13 protein-coding genes are annotated in these 15,557 nt (G+C 44.3%); 5 read left to right on the top strand and 8 right to left on the bottom strand.

Features of this window, described 5'->3' with window-relative positions:
* Positions 1-289: 289 nt before the first annotated feature.
* Positions 290-1,042, top strand: coding sequence for an HAD family hydrolase (locus DVG78_RS11540; protein WP_114461228.1), 753 nt, complete (start codon positions 290-292; stop codon positions 1,040-1,042).
* Positions 1,042-2,190, top strand: coding sequence for a TIGR03364 family FAD-dependent oxidoreductase (locus DVG78_RS11535; protein ID WP_114461227.1), 1,149 nt, complete (start codon positions 1,042-1,044; stop codon positions 2,188-2,190). Before DVG78_RS11540 ends, DVG78_RS11535 begins: the two co-directional genes overlap by 1 nt.
* Before the next feature lie 181 nt (positions 2,191-2,371).
* Here DVG78_RS11535 and DVG78_RS11530 read toward each other — a convergent pair whose 3' ends face one another.
* The 7 genes from DVG78_RS11530 to DVG78_RS11500 form a co-directional block, all read right to left on the bottom strand.
* Positions 2,372-3,238, bottom strand: a complete 867-nt coding sequence (locus DVG78_RS11530) for an amidohydrolase family protein (protein WP_199563234.1) — start codon at positions 3,236-3,238, stop codon at positions 2,372-2,374.
* 21 nt (positions 3,239-3,259) lie between these two features.
* A complete protein-coding gene (locus tag DVG78_RS11525; protein WP_114461226.1) occupies positions 3,260-4,375 on the bottom strand; it encodes an alpha/beta hydrolase family protein in 1,116 nt (371 codons plus the stop codon).
* A gap of 21 nt (positions 4,376-4,396) precedes the next feature.
* A complete protein-coding gene (locus DVG78_RS11520; RefSeq protein WP_114461225.1) occupies positions 4,397-5,503 on the bottom strand; it encodes a 5-methyltetrahydropteroyltriglutamate--homocysteine S-methyltransferase in 1,107 nt (368 codons plus the stop codon).
* Between the two features lie 175 nt (positions 5,504-5,678).
* Positions 5,679-7,478 (bottom strand): feruloyl-CoA synthase, encoded by a 1,800-nt coding sequence (locus DVG78_RS11515; RefSeq protein WP_114461224.1) that lies wholly within the window; start codon positions 7,476-7,478, stop codon positions 5,679-5,681.
* A 25-nt stretch (positions 7,479-7,503) separates the two neighbouring features.
* A complete protein-coding gene (locus tag DVG78_RS11510) occupies positions 7,504-8,259 on the bottom strand; it encodes a crotonase/enoyl-CoA hydratase family protein (RefSeq protein ID WP_114461223.1) in 756 nt (251 codons plus the stop codon).
* 42 nt (positions 8,260-8,301) lie between these two features.
* Entirely contained in the window at positions 8,302-9,603 is a 1,302-nt protein-coding gene (locus DVG78_RS11505; protein ID WP_114461222.1) for a spinster family MFS transporter, read from the bottom strand.
* A 206-nt stretch (positions 9,604-9,809) separates the two neighbouring features.
* On the bottom strand, positions 9,810-10,703 hold the full coding sequence (locus DVG78_RS11500; protein ID WP_114461221.1) for a helix-turn-helix transcriptional regulator: 894 nt from the start codon (positions 10,701-10,703) through the stop codon (positions 9,810-9,812).
* 266 nt (positions 10,704-10,969) lie between these two features.
* Between DVG78_RS11500 and DVG78_RS11490 the strand changes: the two genes are divergently transcribed.
* The 3 genes from DVG78_RS11490 (at position 10,970) to DVG78_RS11480 (ending at position 12,980) form a co-directional block, all read left to right on the top strand.
* Positions 10,970-11,377 (top strand): hypothetical protein, encoded by a 408-nt coding sequence (locus DVG78_RS11490; RefSeq protein ID WP_147277058.1) that lies wholly within the window; start codon positions 10,970-10,972, stop codon positions 11,375-11,377.
* A 216-nt stretch (positions 11,378-11,593) separates the two neighbouring features.
* Positions 11,594-12,346: a hypothetical protein gene (locus tag DVG78_RS11485; protein WP_114461218.1), complete on the top strand. Its 753-nt coding sequence runs from the start codon at positions 11,594-11,596 to the stop codon at positions 12,344-12,346.
* A 55-nt stretch (positions 12,347-12,401) separates the two neighbouring features.
* On the top strand, positions 12,402-12,980 hold the full coding sequence (locus DVG78_RS11480; RefSeq protein ID WP_147277057.1) for a hypothetical protein: 579 nt from the start codon (positions 12,402-12,404) through the stop codon (positions 12,978-12,980).
* A 439-nt stretch (positions 12,981-13,419) separates the two neighbouring features.
* On the opposite strand, the gene DVG78_RS11475 is transcribed toward DVG78_RS11480, so the two are convergent.
* Positions 13,420-15,528 carry a TonB-dependent receptor family protein gene (locus DVG78_RS11475; RefSeq protein WP_114461216.1) on the bottom strand — a complete coding sequence of 703 codons (2,109 nt, stop codon included), beginning with the start codon at positions 15,526-15,528 and terminating at the stop codon, positions 13,420-13,422.
* Between the last annotated feature and the right edge of the window lie 29 nt (positions 15,529-15,557).

Here is a 15,557-nt window from a genome sequence, read left to right as displayed (position 1 = left end):
AGGTCTCAAAAACGCAAATGATAATTTTATACGCTTATGCACTGAATATATTGAAATAATGATTCGATGGATTGACATCCAAATATCCTATAATCAGATAGTTACAAAATATCTTCGGCTTTAGTAGGGCGAAATTTGCGGTTTAATTCGTATATATTATCTAATTATTACCAAATTATTATGGAATTAATATTAAATAAATTGTATACTTAAACTAAACTTTAATTCGAAATTTATTAACTTTGTTTACGAAGTATTACTTTTGTGTTATTCAAATGCATACAAATAAATGGAGCAACAACAGATAAAATTAGTCGTTTTGGACATGGCTGGAACGACTGTAGCCGACCAGCATGAGGTGGAGGCCTGCTTTGCAAAAGCAGCGCGTATGTCGGGACTCGAAGCTTCTGATGAAGCAATTTTGGCGGCACAGGGATTATCGAAGCGTTATGTATTTCAATTGTTTTGGAGAGCCCAGCTCGGGGAGTCTCATCCCGACGTAGAAACACAGGTTGATAAGTCGTACGCTATTTTTAAAGAGGTACTGGAAGCACACTATCAGACTCAGCCCGTTTCTCCGACCGACGGCTGCCTGAAGCTGTTTAGCTACCTTAAACAAAATAACATTAAAATCGCCTTGACAACGGGTTTTTACCGGGTTGTGACCGATATTATATTGGGTCGTTTGGGCTGGCTTGAAGGTTTGGATGAAAATCGCCTTGGCGATGAATCCACCGTTATTCAAGCATCCATTGCCAGTGATGAAGTAGAGCATGGTCGTCCTGCACCGTTGATGATTCAAAAAGCCATGCATCTTTTAGGAGTTACAGACCCTAAACAAGTAATTAATGCCGGCGATACGCCTTCTGATTTGCAATCAGGTCATGCCGCAGGAGTTTTCCTTAACTTAGGCGTAACGAATGGCACGCACACCGTCGAACAGCTCATGAGCCATCCACACGATGCCTTGATTGACTCGATTGACGAAATTATTAATGTTTTGGAAGAAATTAAACAGGGCCGCTTGACGGTAAAAGACTAATGCGTACTCATTTTGATCTAATTGTGGTTGGGGGTGGAATCATGGGGACTTTCCATGCATACCATGCCGCCCGACAAAATAAATCAGTATTACTCTTAGAAAAGGATAATTTTCCAGTAGGTGCAACCGTCCGAAATTTTGGACAAGCGGTTCCCTCTGGGTTGGCTGGAAGATGGTTTCATTACGGCCGACGCAGCTTGGAATTGTACCAAGAACTTCAAGCTAAAACCGATTTAACCGTTCGCAAAAACGGCTCGGTCTACATCGCTTCTGACGCCGATGAGTGGCAATTGGCCAATGAGCTGTACGATTATTATCAGAAAATCGACTACCCTTGCGAGTTGTTGAGCCGGGAGAGTTGCCTAGAGAAATATCCCTATTTACAAAAGGAATATCCCGTGGGGGCGGTTTTCTTTCCGGGTGAATTGACCGTTGACTCTCCGAAATTGATGAAGCAGTTTTTGGCTTATTGTTCCGAACAAGAGGGGGTTACGTACATCAACAATGCTACCGTTGTGGAATGCCAATCCTCAAACGGGAAAGCCACCGTGCGGCTTACGAATCAAAAGACGTTTGAAGCCAGCAAAGTGCTCATTTGTAACGGACACGAGTTTCGGATGCTATATCCCGAACTGTTTGCCCAGAGTGGATTGATAGTCAGTAAATTGCAGATGCTTCAGACCGTTGCTTTTCCTGAACTGAACATGAAGGGGAATATTCTGACGGGATTGACCATTCGGCGTTATGAGTCTTTTCAGCAACTTCCTTCGTACGCCAACCTCACTACGCCCGCCCATTATGAGGAACTTAAAAAGTGGGGGATTCACGTGCTGTTCAAGCAGGCGTTGGATGGCTCAGTGGTGGTAGGAGACTCACACGAATACGCAGGGGCGCAAAACGTGGACGATTTGGGCTATCATATCAACGATTACATCAATCAGTTGATCATTGACGAGGCCAAGCGCATTGTAAGTTTCCCCGTTGAAAAAATGCAAATGAGTTGGGCAGGGTTTTATAGCCAAACCTCCGACGAAATTTACGAACACGACATTGACGAACATATTCGTATCATTACGGGCATTGGCGGAAAAGGAATGACTTCCAGCGGTGGCTATGCCGAAGAGACGATTGCCCGCATTTATTCTTAAACTAAAGGTATACTAAGAATATAGACTTTTTGTCCGGCTTTTGATTGGGTACCTATATTTATCCAAGTCTCTATTTTTTACAAAAAAACCAACTTTTATGGATTTTATTCCATAAAAGTTGGGGCAATGAAAACAAGAATGCCAGATGTAACCCTAAAAGTAAATCAGTTGGGGAGGGGAATCAGGTTAATTTTAACATCTTAATGGCATTCTCTTTCAAAATCAACGGTTTTACTTCTTCTTTAAAGCCCGCTTCCTCAAAGTCTTTCATCCAACGTTCGGGGGTAATCAGCGGAAAATCAGTTCCGAACAACACCCTGTTTTTCAACATCGTATTGGCGTATTGTACCAATTGTTTGGGAAAATATTTGGGCGACCAGCCACTCAAATCAATGTACACGTTGGGCTTGTGCATTGCCACAGAAAGAGCTTCGTCTTGCCACGGCCAACTGGGGTGGGCGATGATAATGGGACAATCGGGAAAATCAATGGCGACGTCGTCGAGGTGGATGGGGTTGGAATATTCTAACCGCAACCCGCCACCACCACGTACGCCTGCACCAAAGCCCGAATGCCCGCTGTGGAATAGCATCGGGAGGTTGTATTCTGCAATGACTTCGTAGAGGTGATACGCCATTTTGTCCTGTGGGTAAAATCCCTGAACAGTTGGGTGAAACTTAAATCCTTTTACGCCGTAGTTTTCAATCAGGTCGCGGGCTTCACGGGCGCCCATCCGTCCTTTGTGGGGGTCAATACTGGCAAAAGCAATCATCACATCATCGTTTTTGAGGGCTGCTTCCGCCACTTCAATGTTGGGGATACGGCGTTTGCCTACATTGTGCTCAGAGTCTACCGTAAACATCACAAAGGCCAGGTTATTTTCCCGGTAGAAATCGGCTGTTTCTTGAATCGTGGGCCGTTTGTCTGACTTAAAATATTTGGCAAAAGCCACATCAAACTCCGACCGGTAGTCGTCGTGTGGCTGGCAACACGACACTTCGGCGTGCGTGTGTACGTCTATGGCCGTGATTTTTTGAATGTCTATCATTTTTTTAATTTGTCATTCGATTCATTCCACAAATCCCGCCTTTGCTTTCACTCCCGTTTTGACCCAACTTCTGAGTTCATCAAAGACACGGGCCGTTTGTTGATCGGTGAAGTTACAGTGTCCTTGGCCATTGGTATATTTTACCGTAAAATATACTTGTTTGCCTTGCTTCTGAAGTAGGTTTTCATAACTCACAATGGCCAAATCAGCAGGAATCAACTGATCATAAATGGTATGCAAAGCTAGGGCTGGCTTGTCAATGATGCCCGTGCGGTCGTACTTATCAAACAGAGTACTTTGAGGTACGGTAGCCGACAATCGCTCCGCAGTTTGGTTCACTAATAAACTGTTGGGAAAACGCCCGTAAACGGTATTGGTGTTGTCGTAGGGATTACCTCCAGCTTTTTGCGCAATATCCCGCAGGACACCTTCCCCAAATGCCAGCGAAAACGCCAGATCGTCGGGTTTCAGGTCAAAATGCTTTGCAAATTCGACGGCCAATAAAGAATCTTTGGCATAAATGGCTTTTTTCATCACGTTAGCCTTTTGAAAAGCCACAAACATTGGCACTGGTGCTGTTGACTTTGACCGATCAAAGATGTCATGAAGTGAGGCCGCGATACCTGGAAACAAGCCGTTGAACGTGGCAAACATGTCAAATTCCTTGCGGGTTTGAAGGTAGATTCTTCCCGCCAACGGGCACATAGGCAAGCCTCCGTGGTAGTTTTGCCCAAAGTTTTCCAACGTTGCCAACGTAATGCCTCCGCCCATGGAATGTCCTGCAATAAACACCGAATCTGGTTGGCCGTACGTTTTTACAAAATACTGGCGCAAGGATTCTGTATCATCTACTCCTTGGGCCAAAGCTAACCCTTGGAGCTGATAATCGGAGGCGGCCACGGCAAAGCCTCGCTCTAAAAAGGGTTTCATACGTTTGGGCCATTCAGGATTTTGGCTTTGGCGGGGCTGGGAGCCCATAAACTCATACCCATGCGCATACATAACCAATTTTCCTTTCCAGTTTTCGGGAAAAAGAATGCGATATTTTGCGCCATTGATGGCTCCTGAGTCTATTTTTGATACATTTTGGGCAAAGTTCAGGCACGGAATCAGGAGAAAGAAAAGTAGTTTTTTCATCAGGTTAGTTATCTATTATGTTTAAGCTTCGCCCCATACTTTAATGGCCGTATTCACCACCAACTCCATTTTGCGCCATTGGTCATCGTGGCTCAAGTCGTTGCCGTGGTGGGTAGACGAAAATCCGCACTGTGGACTCACACACATTTGCTCCAAAGGCATATACTTTGCGGCTTCGTCGATGCGTTTCGCCAAATCATCCATGCTTTCCAATGTGGGTACTTTTGATGAAATAATCCCCAAAACCACATTTTTATTTTTAGGTACAAAGCGCAACGGCGCAAAATCGCCCGAACGTTCGTCGTCGTATTCCAAAAAATAAGCGTCTACGCTAATACTATTGAATAAAATCTCCGCTACTGGCTCATAGCCTCCTTCGGCAAACCACGTACTACGATAATTGCCTCGACACAGGTGAATCCCCACCGTCAAATCATCGGGACGGCCATCAATAACTGAATTAATCAGCGCGGCGTAGGTACGGGGCAATTCGTTGGGGTCTTCGCCCCGCTCGGCGGCAGCGGCTCGCATCTTGGGGTCGCAGAGATAAGCCAAATTGGTATCGTCTAATTGTAGGTATCGAAGTCCGGCTTTGTACAAATGGTCAATTTCCTGCCGATAGGCCACCGATAGGTCGTGGAAAAATTCGTCCATGTCGGGATACGAATTGATGTCAATGGATTTGCGCCCACCTCTAAAATGGACCATCGTTGGCGATGGAATCGACACTTTTGGTGTTTGGGTTACGACCGATTTTAAATACTCAAAATCAGACACTTGTATGTCTTTGATGTGTTTTAGCTTGCCCGTAACACTTAATTTTGGGGGTGTAAATCCGTCCTCTGCTGCTTTGGCGTTTGGATTGGCATCGATACCGCCCGTGACGGTGACGCCTGCTAATTCTTTCAAAAAATCAAGGTGGAAATAATCCCGACGAAATTCACCGTCGGTGATCGATTTCATCCCCGTAGATTCTAATTTTTTTACCGTTTCGGCAATAGCCGTATTTTCAACAACGCGCAGCTCTTCGGCTGAGATTTCGCCTTTTTTCCATTTGTGGCGAGTTTCTTTTACTTCGGGGGTACGCAGTAGACTGCCCACGTGGTCGGCTCTGAAAGGAGGTTTCATGGTATCGTTATTGGTTTATCGTTATCAGTTTTGAAAATCAACGTAATGGTTATCGCTGTTATATGGATAGTTTTGTTTGGTTTTTTTGTTAAGTGCTTGATTATTAGTGGAATGTTTTGCTAAGGTTGTCTGTTTTTGAGGGTGTTCCAGACGTGTAAAATTCACCAGTAAAGATTCATTCCTCATATAATTTCTCTACCAAATGAGCTCTGTATTTCAAAACCGCTCGCTGGTTCAATGAACCTTTGTCGGTGATTTCACCCAAATCAATCGAAGGCGGCTCAATTGCAATCACCGCTTTGGCCACCCATGTAGCACTGCCCGTGGCTTGTGCTTTTAAGCGTTGCAACATTTCATCAATAAAATGTTGTACTGATTCGTGTAAAAATGCCACTTCGTTGGAAATTTCACTCCCTAAACGGGCTAGTTTTCGGCAGGCATCTGAATTTAAAAATAAAATGGCACTGACATAATCACGGTCAAGCCCCGCAAGGACTACATTATGCACAATGGGCGAGCCCTCCGCCAATACTTTTGCCTTCAGAATGCCCACGTTTACCCATGTACCCGTCGATAATTTGAAATCTTCGGCGATGCGACCGTCAAATAACAAACCTTTATCAGGCTCGTTTTCATCCACAAACTTCACGGCATCCCCTGTTTTGTAGTAACCTTCTTCATCAAAAGCGTTGAATGTCGCTTCTGGATTCCGCCAATAGCCGGGGGTAACATTCGGTGCTTTATAGCGGGCCTCCATTTTGTCGCCATTGGGCACCAATTTTACTTCCATGCCCGCCACAGGAACTCCTAGCAACCCTGAATAGGCCCCGTGCCAACTCGCAAACATGGCCGATGGCCCTGATTCCGTACAGCCCAACCCCGTAATGATTGGTACTTTTTGCCCAATGGTTGCCAAGGCCAACTCCTCCAGACGATTCCAGACGGGTTGTGCCAAGCTCGCTCCTGCATAAAAAAGAATGTGTAGTTTTTTAAAAAATGTATCTCGTAATTCGGGTTCTTTTTCAAAATAGGGAATCAACATTTCAAAGCCTCGGGGAACGTTGAAATAAGCGGTGGGCGAGATGTCACGCAAATTTTGGACGGTGGTTTCGACCCCCTTTGGCGTTGGTTTGCCCTCGTCGATGTAGAGCGTGCCGCCGTGGTAGAGTGTCAAGCCGAAATTATGATTTCCGCCAAAGGTATGGTTCCACGGCAGCCAATCCACAAACACGGGCGGCTCCGACAGCATGAACGGAAATACCTGCGTAATCTGCTGCAAGTTGGCGCACCACATGCGATGGGTGTTGATAACACCCTTTGGTAAACCTGTTGAACCTGAGGTGAATAGTATTTTTGAAATGGTGTCTGCCTTTACTTTTGCGTGTGCTACCTCAACGGATTTTGTAGGCACTGTGGCCAACAACTCTGCAAAATCTATCTCATTATTTTCCTCACTAGTGACAATTTTAGCCTCAGGAAAAAGCTGCTTGGCCAACGTAAGGGCTTGAGCGTATACTCTTCCGTTTTGGGCAAAAATGACCTTGGGTGTCATTGTTTCCAAACAATGTTTTAGTTTTCCAAAATCATTGGAAATCAACGAATAGGGCGGTGAGATTGGCGAATACGGAATGCCAATATGAACCGCAGCTAGGGCTAAAAGTGCATGTTCGATACTGTTTTCGGAAAGGATAACGATGGTTTCGCCTTCCAAAAAATGCAGGTCGAGCAAGTATTGTGCAATGGCGCGTACTTTTTGCAAAGTTTCCGCGTAAGTCATGCCCTCCCATTGGCCATTTCTAGGGTGTCGACGCGCTAAAAATAGTTTTTTAGGCGCTTTTTCCGCCCAGTAAATGAGTTTTTGGGTTAATTTTTCGGGAAACTCAGCCAACGGGTGTTTTAATTTCAAAAAAACAGCGCCATCCGCTTGCGTCATTTTTTCGGTCGTCGTCGGCCCAAATAGCGTATCTTTAAACATAACTTAACCGTCTGTATGTCATTTCTTAAATCACTTTTTGGGCTCGCCCTTCCAAAAAATCCTGTAACCGCCTTTGCGCCTCCGGGCTTGCCGATGAGATTGCCGCAATCAGCGATTCCATCATTAGCCCTTCCGTTTGCCCCGAATCAACGATTTTGGGCAAAATGTGCATCAGGGCATAGTTGGTTATTTCGGCATTTGAGGCAATCTTTTTTGCTAACTCTACGGCCTTTTCCAATCCTTTTCTTTCTTCAGTCAAGTATTGCGAAAGCCCGTACGTGAATCCTTCCTCTGCCGTAAGTACGCGGCCCGTAAGCATCATGTCGGTCATGCGAGCCATACCGATGAGTTTGGGTAAGCGCACTGATGCTCCGCCACCCACAAAAATCCCTCTTTGGCCTTCTGGAAGGGCATAAAAAGTGCTTTTTTCAGCCACTCGAATATGACAAGATGCGGCAATTTCCAATCCACCCCCTACACAAGCACCGTGCAGGACTGCAATAACGGGCACCGTACCAAACTGAATTCGTTCCATGACCCGATGCCACATACGAGAATGATGCAATCCCTCCACGATGTTTCTTTCACGCAAAGCTGAAAGGTCAAGACCCGCGCTGAAATGGCTCCCTTCCCCGTAAATGATTGCGCACTTGATACCCGCTGGTATCGTGGAAAAAACAGCTTCAATGCTTAAAAGCAGTTCATCATTGATGGCATTTCGCTTTTTGGGACGGTTGATTTTTACGAATAAAAGTTCGTCTTTTATTTCGGTTTGTAACATGGTGTTTAGAGGTTGAATCACGTAAAAATTAAAAACCTGTCTTTATTTATACTCTTGCATTGCAAGGCGGTAAGGTTTTAATGATAACCAGCTGAACAATAGACCTATACCACCACCAATTAAGTATAAATACAGAATAGAATATCGAATCATTGACTCATCTTTAAAGACAAAATCGGTAAAAAATGCCACCAACAACGGCCCTAAGCCAATGCCGATTAGGTTGAGAATAAAGAGGAAAATCGACGAAGCCAACGCCCTTACTTGGTTGGGCATGATTTCCTGAATGGCCGCCGTAGCCGCCCCAAAGGGTGCAGCTAATCCAAAAACGGGAATAGAAATAGCCAACAACGCCCATTCGGCTTTGGGCAATAGTGGAATAAAAAAGGCAAAAAATGCCATTGAAATCCCTAAAACACCCACGCGCAATCGACCGTCGGTGATGCCCTGTTTGGTGAGCTTGTCGGCATACCAACCGCCAAACAGAACGCCCAACAGCGAAGCAACTACCACCACCGCACCGTAAAAAGCCCCCGCTCTTGGAGCCTCCCAACCGTAGGTGCGAATGACAAATGTGGGTATCCAGGCATTGCATCCGTAATTGATCAATGCCTGGCAAGAAGTAGCAAAGCAAATCAGTAAGTAGGCTTTTTTATGTTTAAAAATAATTTTTAAGGATTCTGAAAAAGAAAGTTTAACCTTTTGATTTTTAATCATTAAGGTATTTGTTCGTGCTGGTTCTTTGATAGTAAGAAGCAATAAAGCAATGGCCAATCCGGGTAAGCCAACGTACAGAAAAATCAATTGCCAAGGATATATCTCTCCAAAAACAGGTACCAAAACCATACCTTCAGCGGGCAATTTAGCCACAATTCCAGAGCCGATGAGCATCGCTAAACCCGACCCCAGAAATACGCCCATTGAAAAAATGCTCATCGCTGTGGCCAAACGATTTTTGGGAAACAGGTCGGCAATCAGCGAAAAAGCGGAGGGGGATAGGGTTGATTCCCCCACGCCGACACCCATCCGGGCTAAAAAAAATTGAACGTAATTACCAATGCCCGCACACAGCGCCGTCATGACCGACCAGACCGTAATCCCTACCACAATGATATTCCGACGGCTCCCCCTATCGGCGAGTCGACCGATAAACATCCCGAATAGTGTATAAAAAATGGCAAAACTCAAACCCATCAACAGACTCATTTCGGTATCAGAGAGGTGCAGGTCACGCTTGATGGGCTTGACCAATAAACTCAAAATTTGCCGGTCAATGAATGAAGAAATATTGGCCAGCGTAAGCACAAAAACGGCATACCACGAAGAGCGTAACGAGGAAGGCATTTATTGCATTGGGTTGAAATGTTACAAAAATATATCAAAATAACACAATACAAAGTTGCGCTTTTTTTAGCTTACACGGTAGGCAAGAAACGTTGAATAGTATGCAAAAACAATCATTTCTCGAACAAGTGACTGTTTGAATGACGAAGTGCGAAGTTGTAGGTAGTTATTCTGAATTTTAAAATTGTCTCGCTTTCGTCATTCACTTAGCCTTGCCTATACGCCGAAGGCGTTATTCCAGTATTGATTCTGAAGAATCTACTAAAATCGCTCGGTTCAAATCGGCCGATTTTGAAGGCGATTTCGCCAATGGTCAGATTGGTTTGTTTTAGTAATACCTTTGCCTCTAAGATACGCATGTCTTCAAGTAGATGATGAGCAGATTTTCCAGTAGTGGTTTTTATGCATTTGTGAAGATGATTGGGCGTAACGGCCAAATAATCAGCAAATTCTGCCACAGTTTTTTTGTCATAAATGAATTCTGACAGTGCATTTTTGTAGCGTTGCGTAAGATGCGCCGACGCATTTTTAATTTTTTGTCCGGTGGGTTCTAGTTGGAGTTTTAATTCAGACAATAGCGCATGTAAATACAAAGGAATCACCCCAAAACGGTCTTCTCGGTTTTTGTAATTTTCGTTTTCTAGAATATGTAACAACTGCATGACGCGTTCTTTGTCGCTTACCTTCAGGAGAGGTTCGCCCGTAATTTGAAAAAAAGGGAAGTCATATTCAAAATCAATTTTGAGGGCTGAGTGATTGAAGATTTCAGGCAAGAAATGACAGTAAAAACCTTCTGCATCGGGACTGACATATTCCAAGGAGGTGATTTGGTCGGCAGCGAGAAAAAAGAAAGAATCGGGGATAATTTCGTAATTGCTCAGCCCTTTGCTACGGATGACTTTTCCTTTGGTCAGAAATATAAAAAAACAAACCGAACGGCGATGAGGCAACAACGGAAGCGTTAAATGATTTTTATAATCCTCGATGCGTGAAACGTGAAATCGGTCATAAAATCCCGAAATAGGTGCTCTCCAGCCTGCAAACAAATAATCATCAAACTCTGAGGGCTTTAGGTTGGGAATCAGTATGTTTTTCTTCATATCACTTTTTGATTCTTTGAGCAAAGAGCCAACAGGGTTTCAAATACTCTTTGCGGTCGGTTTTCTGCGAAACAAAAGTGGGAAATCAACGCTTATACCTCTACTCAAATTTGGCAAAAAAGCGATTTTCCTACGTAGGTACTGCAAAAAAAGGCTAGAATTTTGGCAAGAGACCCAAAACAGCGCACTACTCGGGTTGTGGGAAGGCAATGTTCTTGTGTAAAATGAATTATCTTTACCCCGAATATATACCTGTCGCCAAAAAAATGAAACAAAATCCTTCCTTTTACTTTATAATCCTTGTTTTAGTGGTCGTTGACGCGTGGCTTTTGGCCCATCCCAACCTACTGGGGAAATTGGGGGTTTTGGTTTTTAAATACGATATGATCAGAACGTTCCCCCGGGCCTTGGCAACAGTTGGCATTTCTGCTTTTGTTAGCACACTCGTTGTTGCGTTTATGCCCAAAGCGGGCAAACAAACGGCCCTAATTGTTTTAGGTATCCTTACGGTTTGCTCGATTGGGTTGTTAATCAATACGATAATGAAATTTTCTTCGGGCTCTTATGCCATGACAGGAGCGGGCTTTAAAACAGGAGCCATCCTGATGCCGATTATCTTACTTTTAATTTTTGGAAATGGCTTGTTAGAGACCCTAAAGCTTAAAAAAGCCTGAGAGGGCTTAGTATCCCAAACGGTTTAGGGCTTTTCTGCTTCTATTCAGCTTCTTTTTTCTACGCCTGAGCTACGATAAATTGAGTTCCTTTTACTTTTTTCTGACTTTTGATGTGTCAAAAAGGCAGTTGGTATCGTTGTATTACCGATAACTAAGATTGTAAGTCTCTATGCCTTAGAGAAGTATATCTTTGCTCTTGATTACAATTTAACAGCTATGAAAAAGATAAAGTACACCTTAATTTCGTTGGCGATTGCCATTGGACTGAAAGCCTGTTGGGTTAAAAACGACAGTCAAATTGTGTTGAAAGGTACATTTTTGAACGAATCATACCTCGCACATGCTTCCGATACGCTCTTGAGCGCGATTCCCTTTTATTGTACCGAATTGGTCTTCGACCGTCCCGACAGTGTTTTGGTTCGAAATGGCGTGGAAGAGTATCCGTTAAAGTACGAAATCAAACAGGATACCTGCTTTGTAAAAAATGCGTATCAACACCAAGGAACGCTCAAAGATTTGGTGTTGATTCTGTCGTCTGATACTTCGTTTGTGGCTTTAGAACAGGAGTTTACGGGCCAAAGTCAACCTGCGTCTTTTCGAAAAACCTCCGTTTTTGAAGGATTTGAATATGGTTTGAATAACGCAACTGTTGCTGGGACGTATGCCATCGTCGATGCCGCTACCCAAAAACAACTAGTCGTCACGTTTACCGCAGATGGTCGGATTGAAGGGTTTCCAGCATACCAAAAATTTTCGGTATGTTATTCGGGCGATTGTGTTTCCGAACCTCTGGAAGCATCCAACGTAATCATGCTAGAAAACGCCCAAAAGGAGGTCGAATTTGCTGTTTGGCGTTTTGATAAGTCGACGAAACGCCTGACAATCTCAAAACTGGCGGAGCCGCAGCCTAACATCAAAGGCGAAAGAGCGATTCAATCAACGCTGCTGGAAGCTGGAAAAATCAGTTAAAACTGAAGTGTTTAACCTACTTATTATCCCATTTTGTACAGCCATGAATTTAAAAATGACTCACCTTTATTTGCCGTTGATTTTTCTGCTTTTTATTGCATTGGGGTGTAAAACCGAGCCAGAACAAACCAATAAAAAAAATGCTATGGCCCCGAAGATAACACAAACTTCGGTCGTAGAAAAGACGGCCGAGGTACAACCGAGGATGAAGCCTTTCGCTTTGACTTTCAATGATTTGATTGAAAAAGGTCGGTTGAACAAATTACCCATATTGACGCAGAAAGAAATCGCTACTTATTTTGTGGAAGCCATTGATGAAAACCTTAACGAAGAGTACAAGTATCATCTTTTGGACGAAATCGTTACGGCAACCAACGCGAGAATGCTGCTCATAGCCCGGGAATACGACAACGAAAACACCGTTTGGCTGTGTTTGTATGACAAAAATCATAAAATTCTGAATGCCAAAGAGGTGTATTACGACAACGCCGAGGGAAACTATCAGGTAGAAGCTAGCCTTAAAAATGATACGCTGACGCTTTTTATGGAAGATGTCAACGAGGGAAAATATACCGAGAAGTATACTTTCGAAAAAGATTTTAAAATCAAGCAGCTAACAAAAAATAGTAAATAAGAGTAATATCGTTGTTTTATTATTGTAGCATAAATGCCTGATTTTAAGATGTTTAAGTGGGAAATAGGTTGAGTGTTTGCAAAAAAAACAGGCCTCAACTAAAAGTCGAGGCCTGTCCAACCCATACAGCCATTTTAAAAATATTTTACTTAACGTAAGTTTCTGTTTCGAAATTGTGTTATAACTTCATTTGTCATAACAATTAAATAACAAAGCTAACCCATTAAAAAGTTCCAATTGTAACGCTTTACAAGGATAACAGGATTTTACCTATTTTGTTTAAAACTTTTGCAAGATAGCAAAATAGTTGAATCCAACAAATGTACATTAATCGTAATTTTTTGAGCCTCTGATGCGACAAACTCGCCCAAAAAAGCGTCGAAAATTGGAATCTTAATTCCGAAAGTTAGACAGTTTATTTCCTCAAAAGTTTAACAATTTAGCTACGATTTTTTTGAATATTTATTTTTGCCCCCCCAAACCAGAAGCGCCCTTGCGCGGGTTCAAAATAGCGACCGTTGGCGGCATTGATTTGAACGTTTTGAAAATAAATGGTATTCAGTAAGTTGTTTACCCCCACAAAAGGCTCAATTCCTAAGCGCCCGGCGCGAAAAGTCCCCCCAATTCTTAGGTTCAGGTTGGTATATCCATTGGCAGTCACGGCGTTGGCGTCGTCGGCGTAGAGATCAGAAGCGTGGCGTATTTGCGCGATAGCAAACAAACCCGACGGCCGGAAGTACCTTAATTCGGCTTGGGCGGCGTGTTTTGGAATGCCAGGGAGGGTATTCCCGTCAAATTCACCCGCCGTGGTTTTATAGGTTTTATACTTGAAATCAGAGTAGGTATAGTTTGAAAACAAGGACAATCCTTTGGCCAAAACCGTGTTAAAACTAAGCTCAATTCCCTGCCGGCGGGAGCTTCCCGCATTGCGGTAAAAAACGCGTCCCGGCTGCCCAGTGATTTGATAAGGCACCAATTCATCTTTTACATTGATGTTGAACAAGGCCACATCCACCCGCACGCGAGGGCTCAGAAAGGTTTTGGCTCCGATTTCATAATTGGTGGCGCGTTGGGGCGTTAATTCGGGGTTCAGCCCACCCGTTCCCGATGGATTGTTGGAGAGTTCGCTGAGCGTGGGTGTTTCAAAGCTCGTGCCCAAATTGGTGTATACATTCACCTTCGAAGAAAGTTCGTATGAAACCCCTAGGGTAGGATTGAGGCGGCTGTATTGCCGTTTGCCCGATTGGTCGCCGTCGCTCAAGAAGGCATCTTCGGCTTTCATCCGAATGGCATCCGAGCGTAAGCCAGTGAGGAGGGTTGCTTTGCGAAAAGAAAGTTCTTGGGTAATGTAGGCAGCAATGTTTTTGAAAGATTCGACTTGGTCAAACGTCAGTTTTCCGCGTGTGCCCGTTAGGTTATCAAACCGGCGACGGGTATCGGCCTGCGTTTCAAAATCCGTTCCTAGTCGAAAACGATAGTTCAACTCCCCAAATTGTTGGGTGTATTGGTACTGCCAGCTTGCTCCCGCAAACGTACGATTGATGGTTCCTGCACCTGCGGCCTGAAACGCTAGGTAGTTGGCAAAGTCACGTTTGGTGCCAAAAACACGCGCAAAAATCAAACTCTTGCCCATCCGCTTTTCGAAAATAATGCCGATACGCCCCTGATTCACGGATTCTGACGCCAGAAAACGAAGGTTATTGGGATGCGCTTGACGACGATTTTCGTTTACCTGCGCCAAGGTAAGTCCGCCCGGATCGTCTGCTTCGGGGCTGGTGCCGTAGTTGGCCAATATCGAAAGGCGCGTCAGAGAATCAAAATCATAACGGAGTTTCAAGTTGAAAATACTACTCTCCATGCGACTATTACCCCGATAACCATCTGATTGATTGTGCGTTCCGATAAAAACGTATTGGAATTTCCCTTTTTGTCCCCCCGTTTTTATACGAAAACTTCTAAAGCCGTAGGAGCCTACGGTGGCTTGTCCTTCCACCAATGGCATATCGGCGGCGTTGTCGGTTTGTAGGCTGATGATTCCTCCGGCCGCGTTTCCAAACAATCCCGATGAAGGCCCACGCATTACTTCCAATCGACGCATGGCGCCCATGTCCAAGTTGTCGACGTCGGCTTGCCCGTCGGGGGTAGATTCAGGAATTCCATCCACCACCAGTCGAATACCACGAATCCCAAAAGCCGCCCGGGCGCCGAATCCACGAATAGAAATCCGCAAATCTTGATTGAAATTGTCGGGATTTTGGGCAAAAAGGCCCGCCACACCACCCAACGATTCAAACAAAGAAAGTTGGGGTTGTCCAATCTGAATTCGGCTACCATCCAAAACCGTGAGGGCAGCAGGCAGGCGTTTTTCGTTGGTCTCCAGGCGCGTCGTGGTGACGGTGACGGGCGCGAGCGACAGGGTTTTTAGCGAATCTTTTTGTTGGGCTAGACTGGTAAGTGAAAATAAAATACAGGCCACACCGCTCAGCTTTGAACAGAATGCAGGAAATGAATACTGGCGAAAAGTATAAACCGATAAATTTAAGGACATACGAATTTATTGTAAAAAGGTTGGTGTTG

The organism is Runella aurantiaca, from assembly GCF_003339505.1.
Lineage (GTDB): Bacteria > Bacteroidota > Bacteroidia > Cytophagales > Spirosomataceae > Runella > Runella aurantiaca.
The sequence above is the reverse complement of the archived record's forward strand: the minus strand, read 5'-3'. Positions and strand labels throughout refer to the sequence as shown.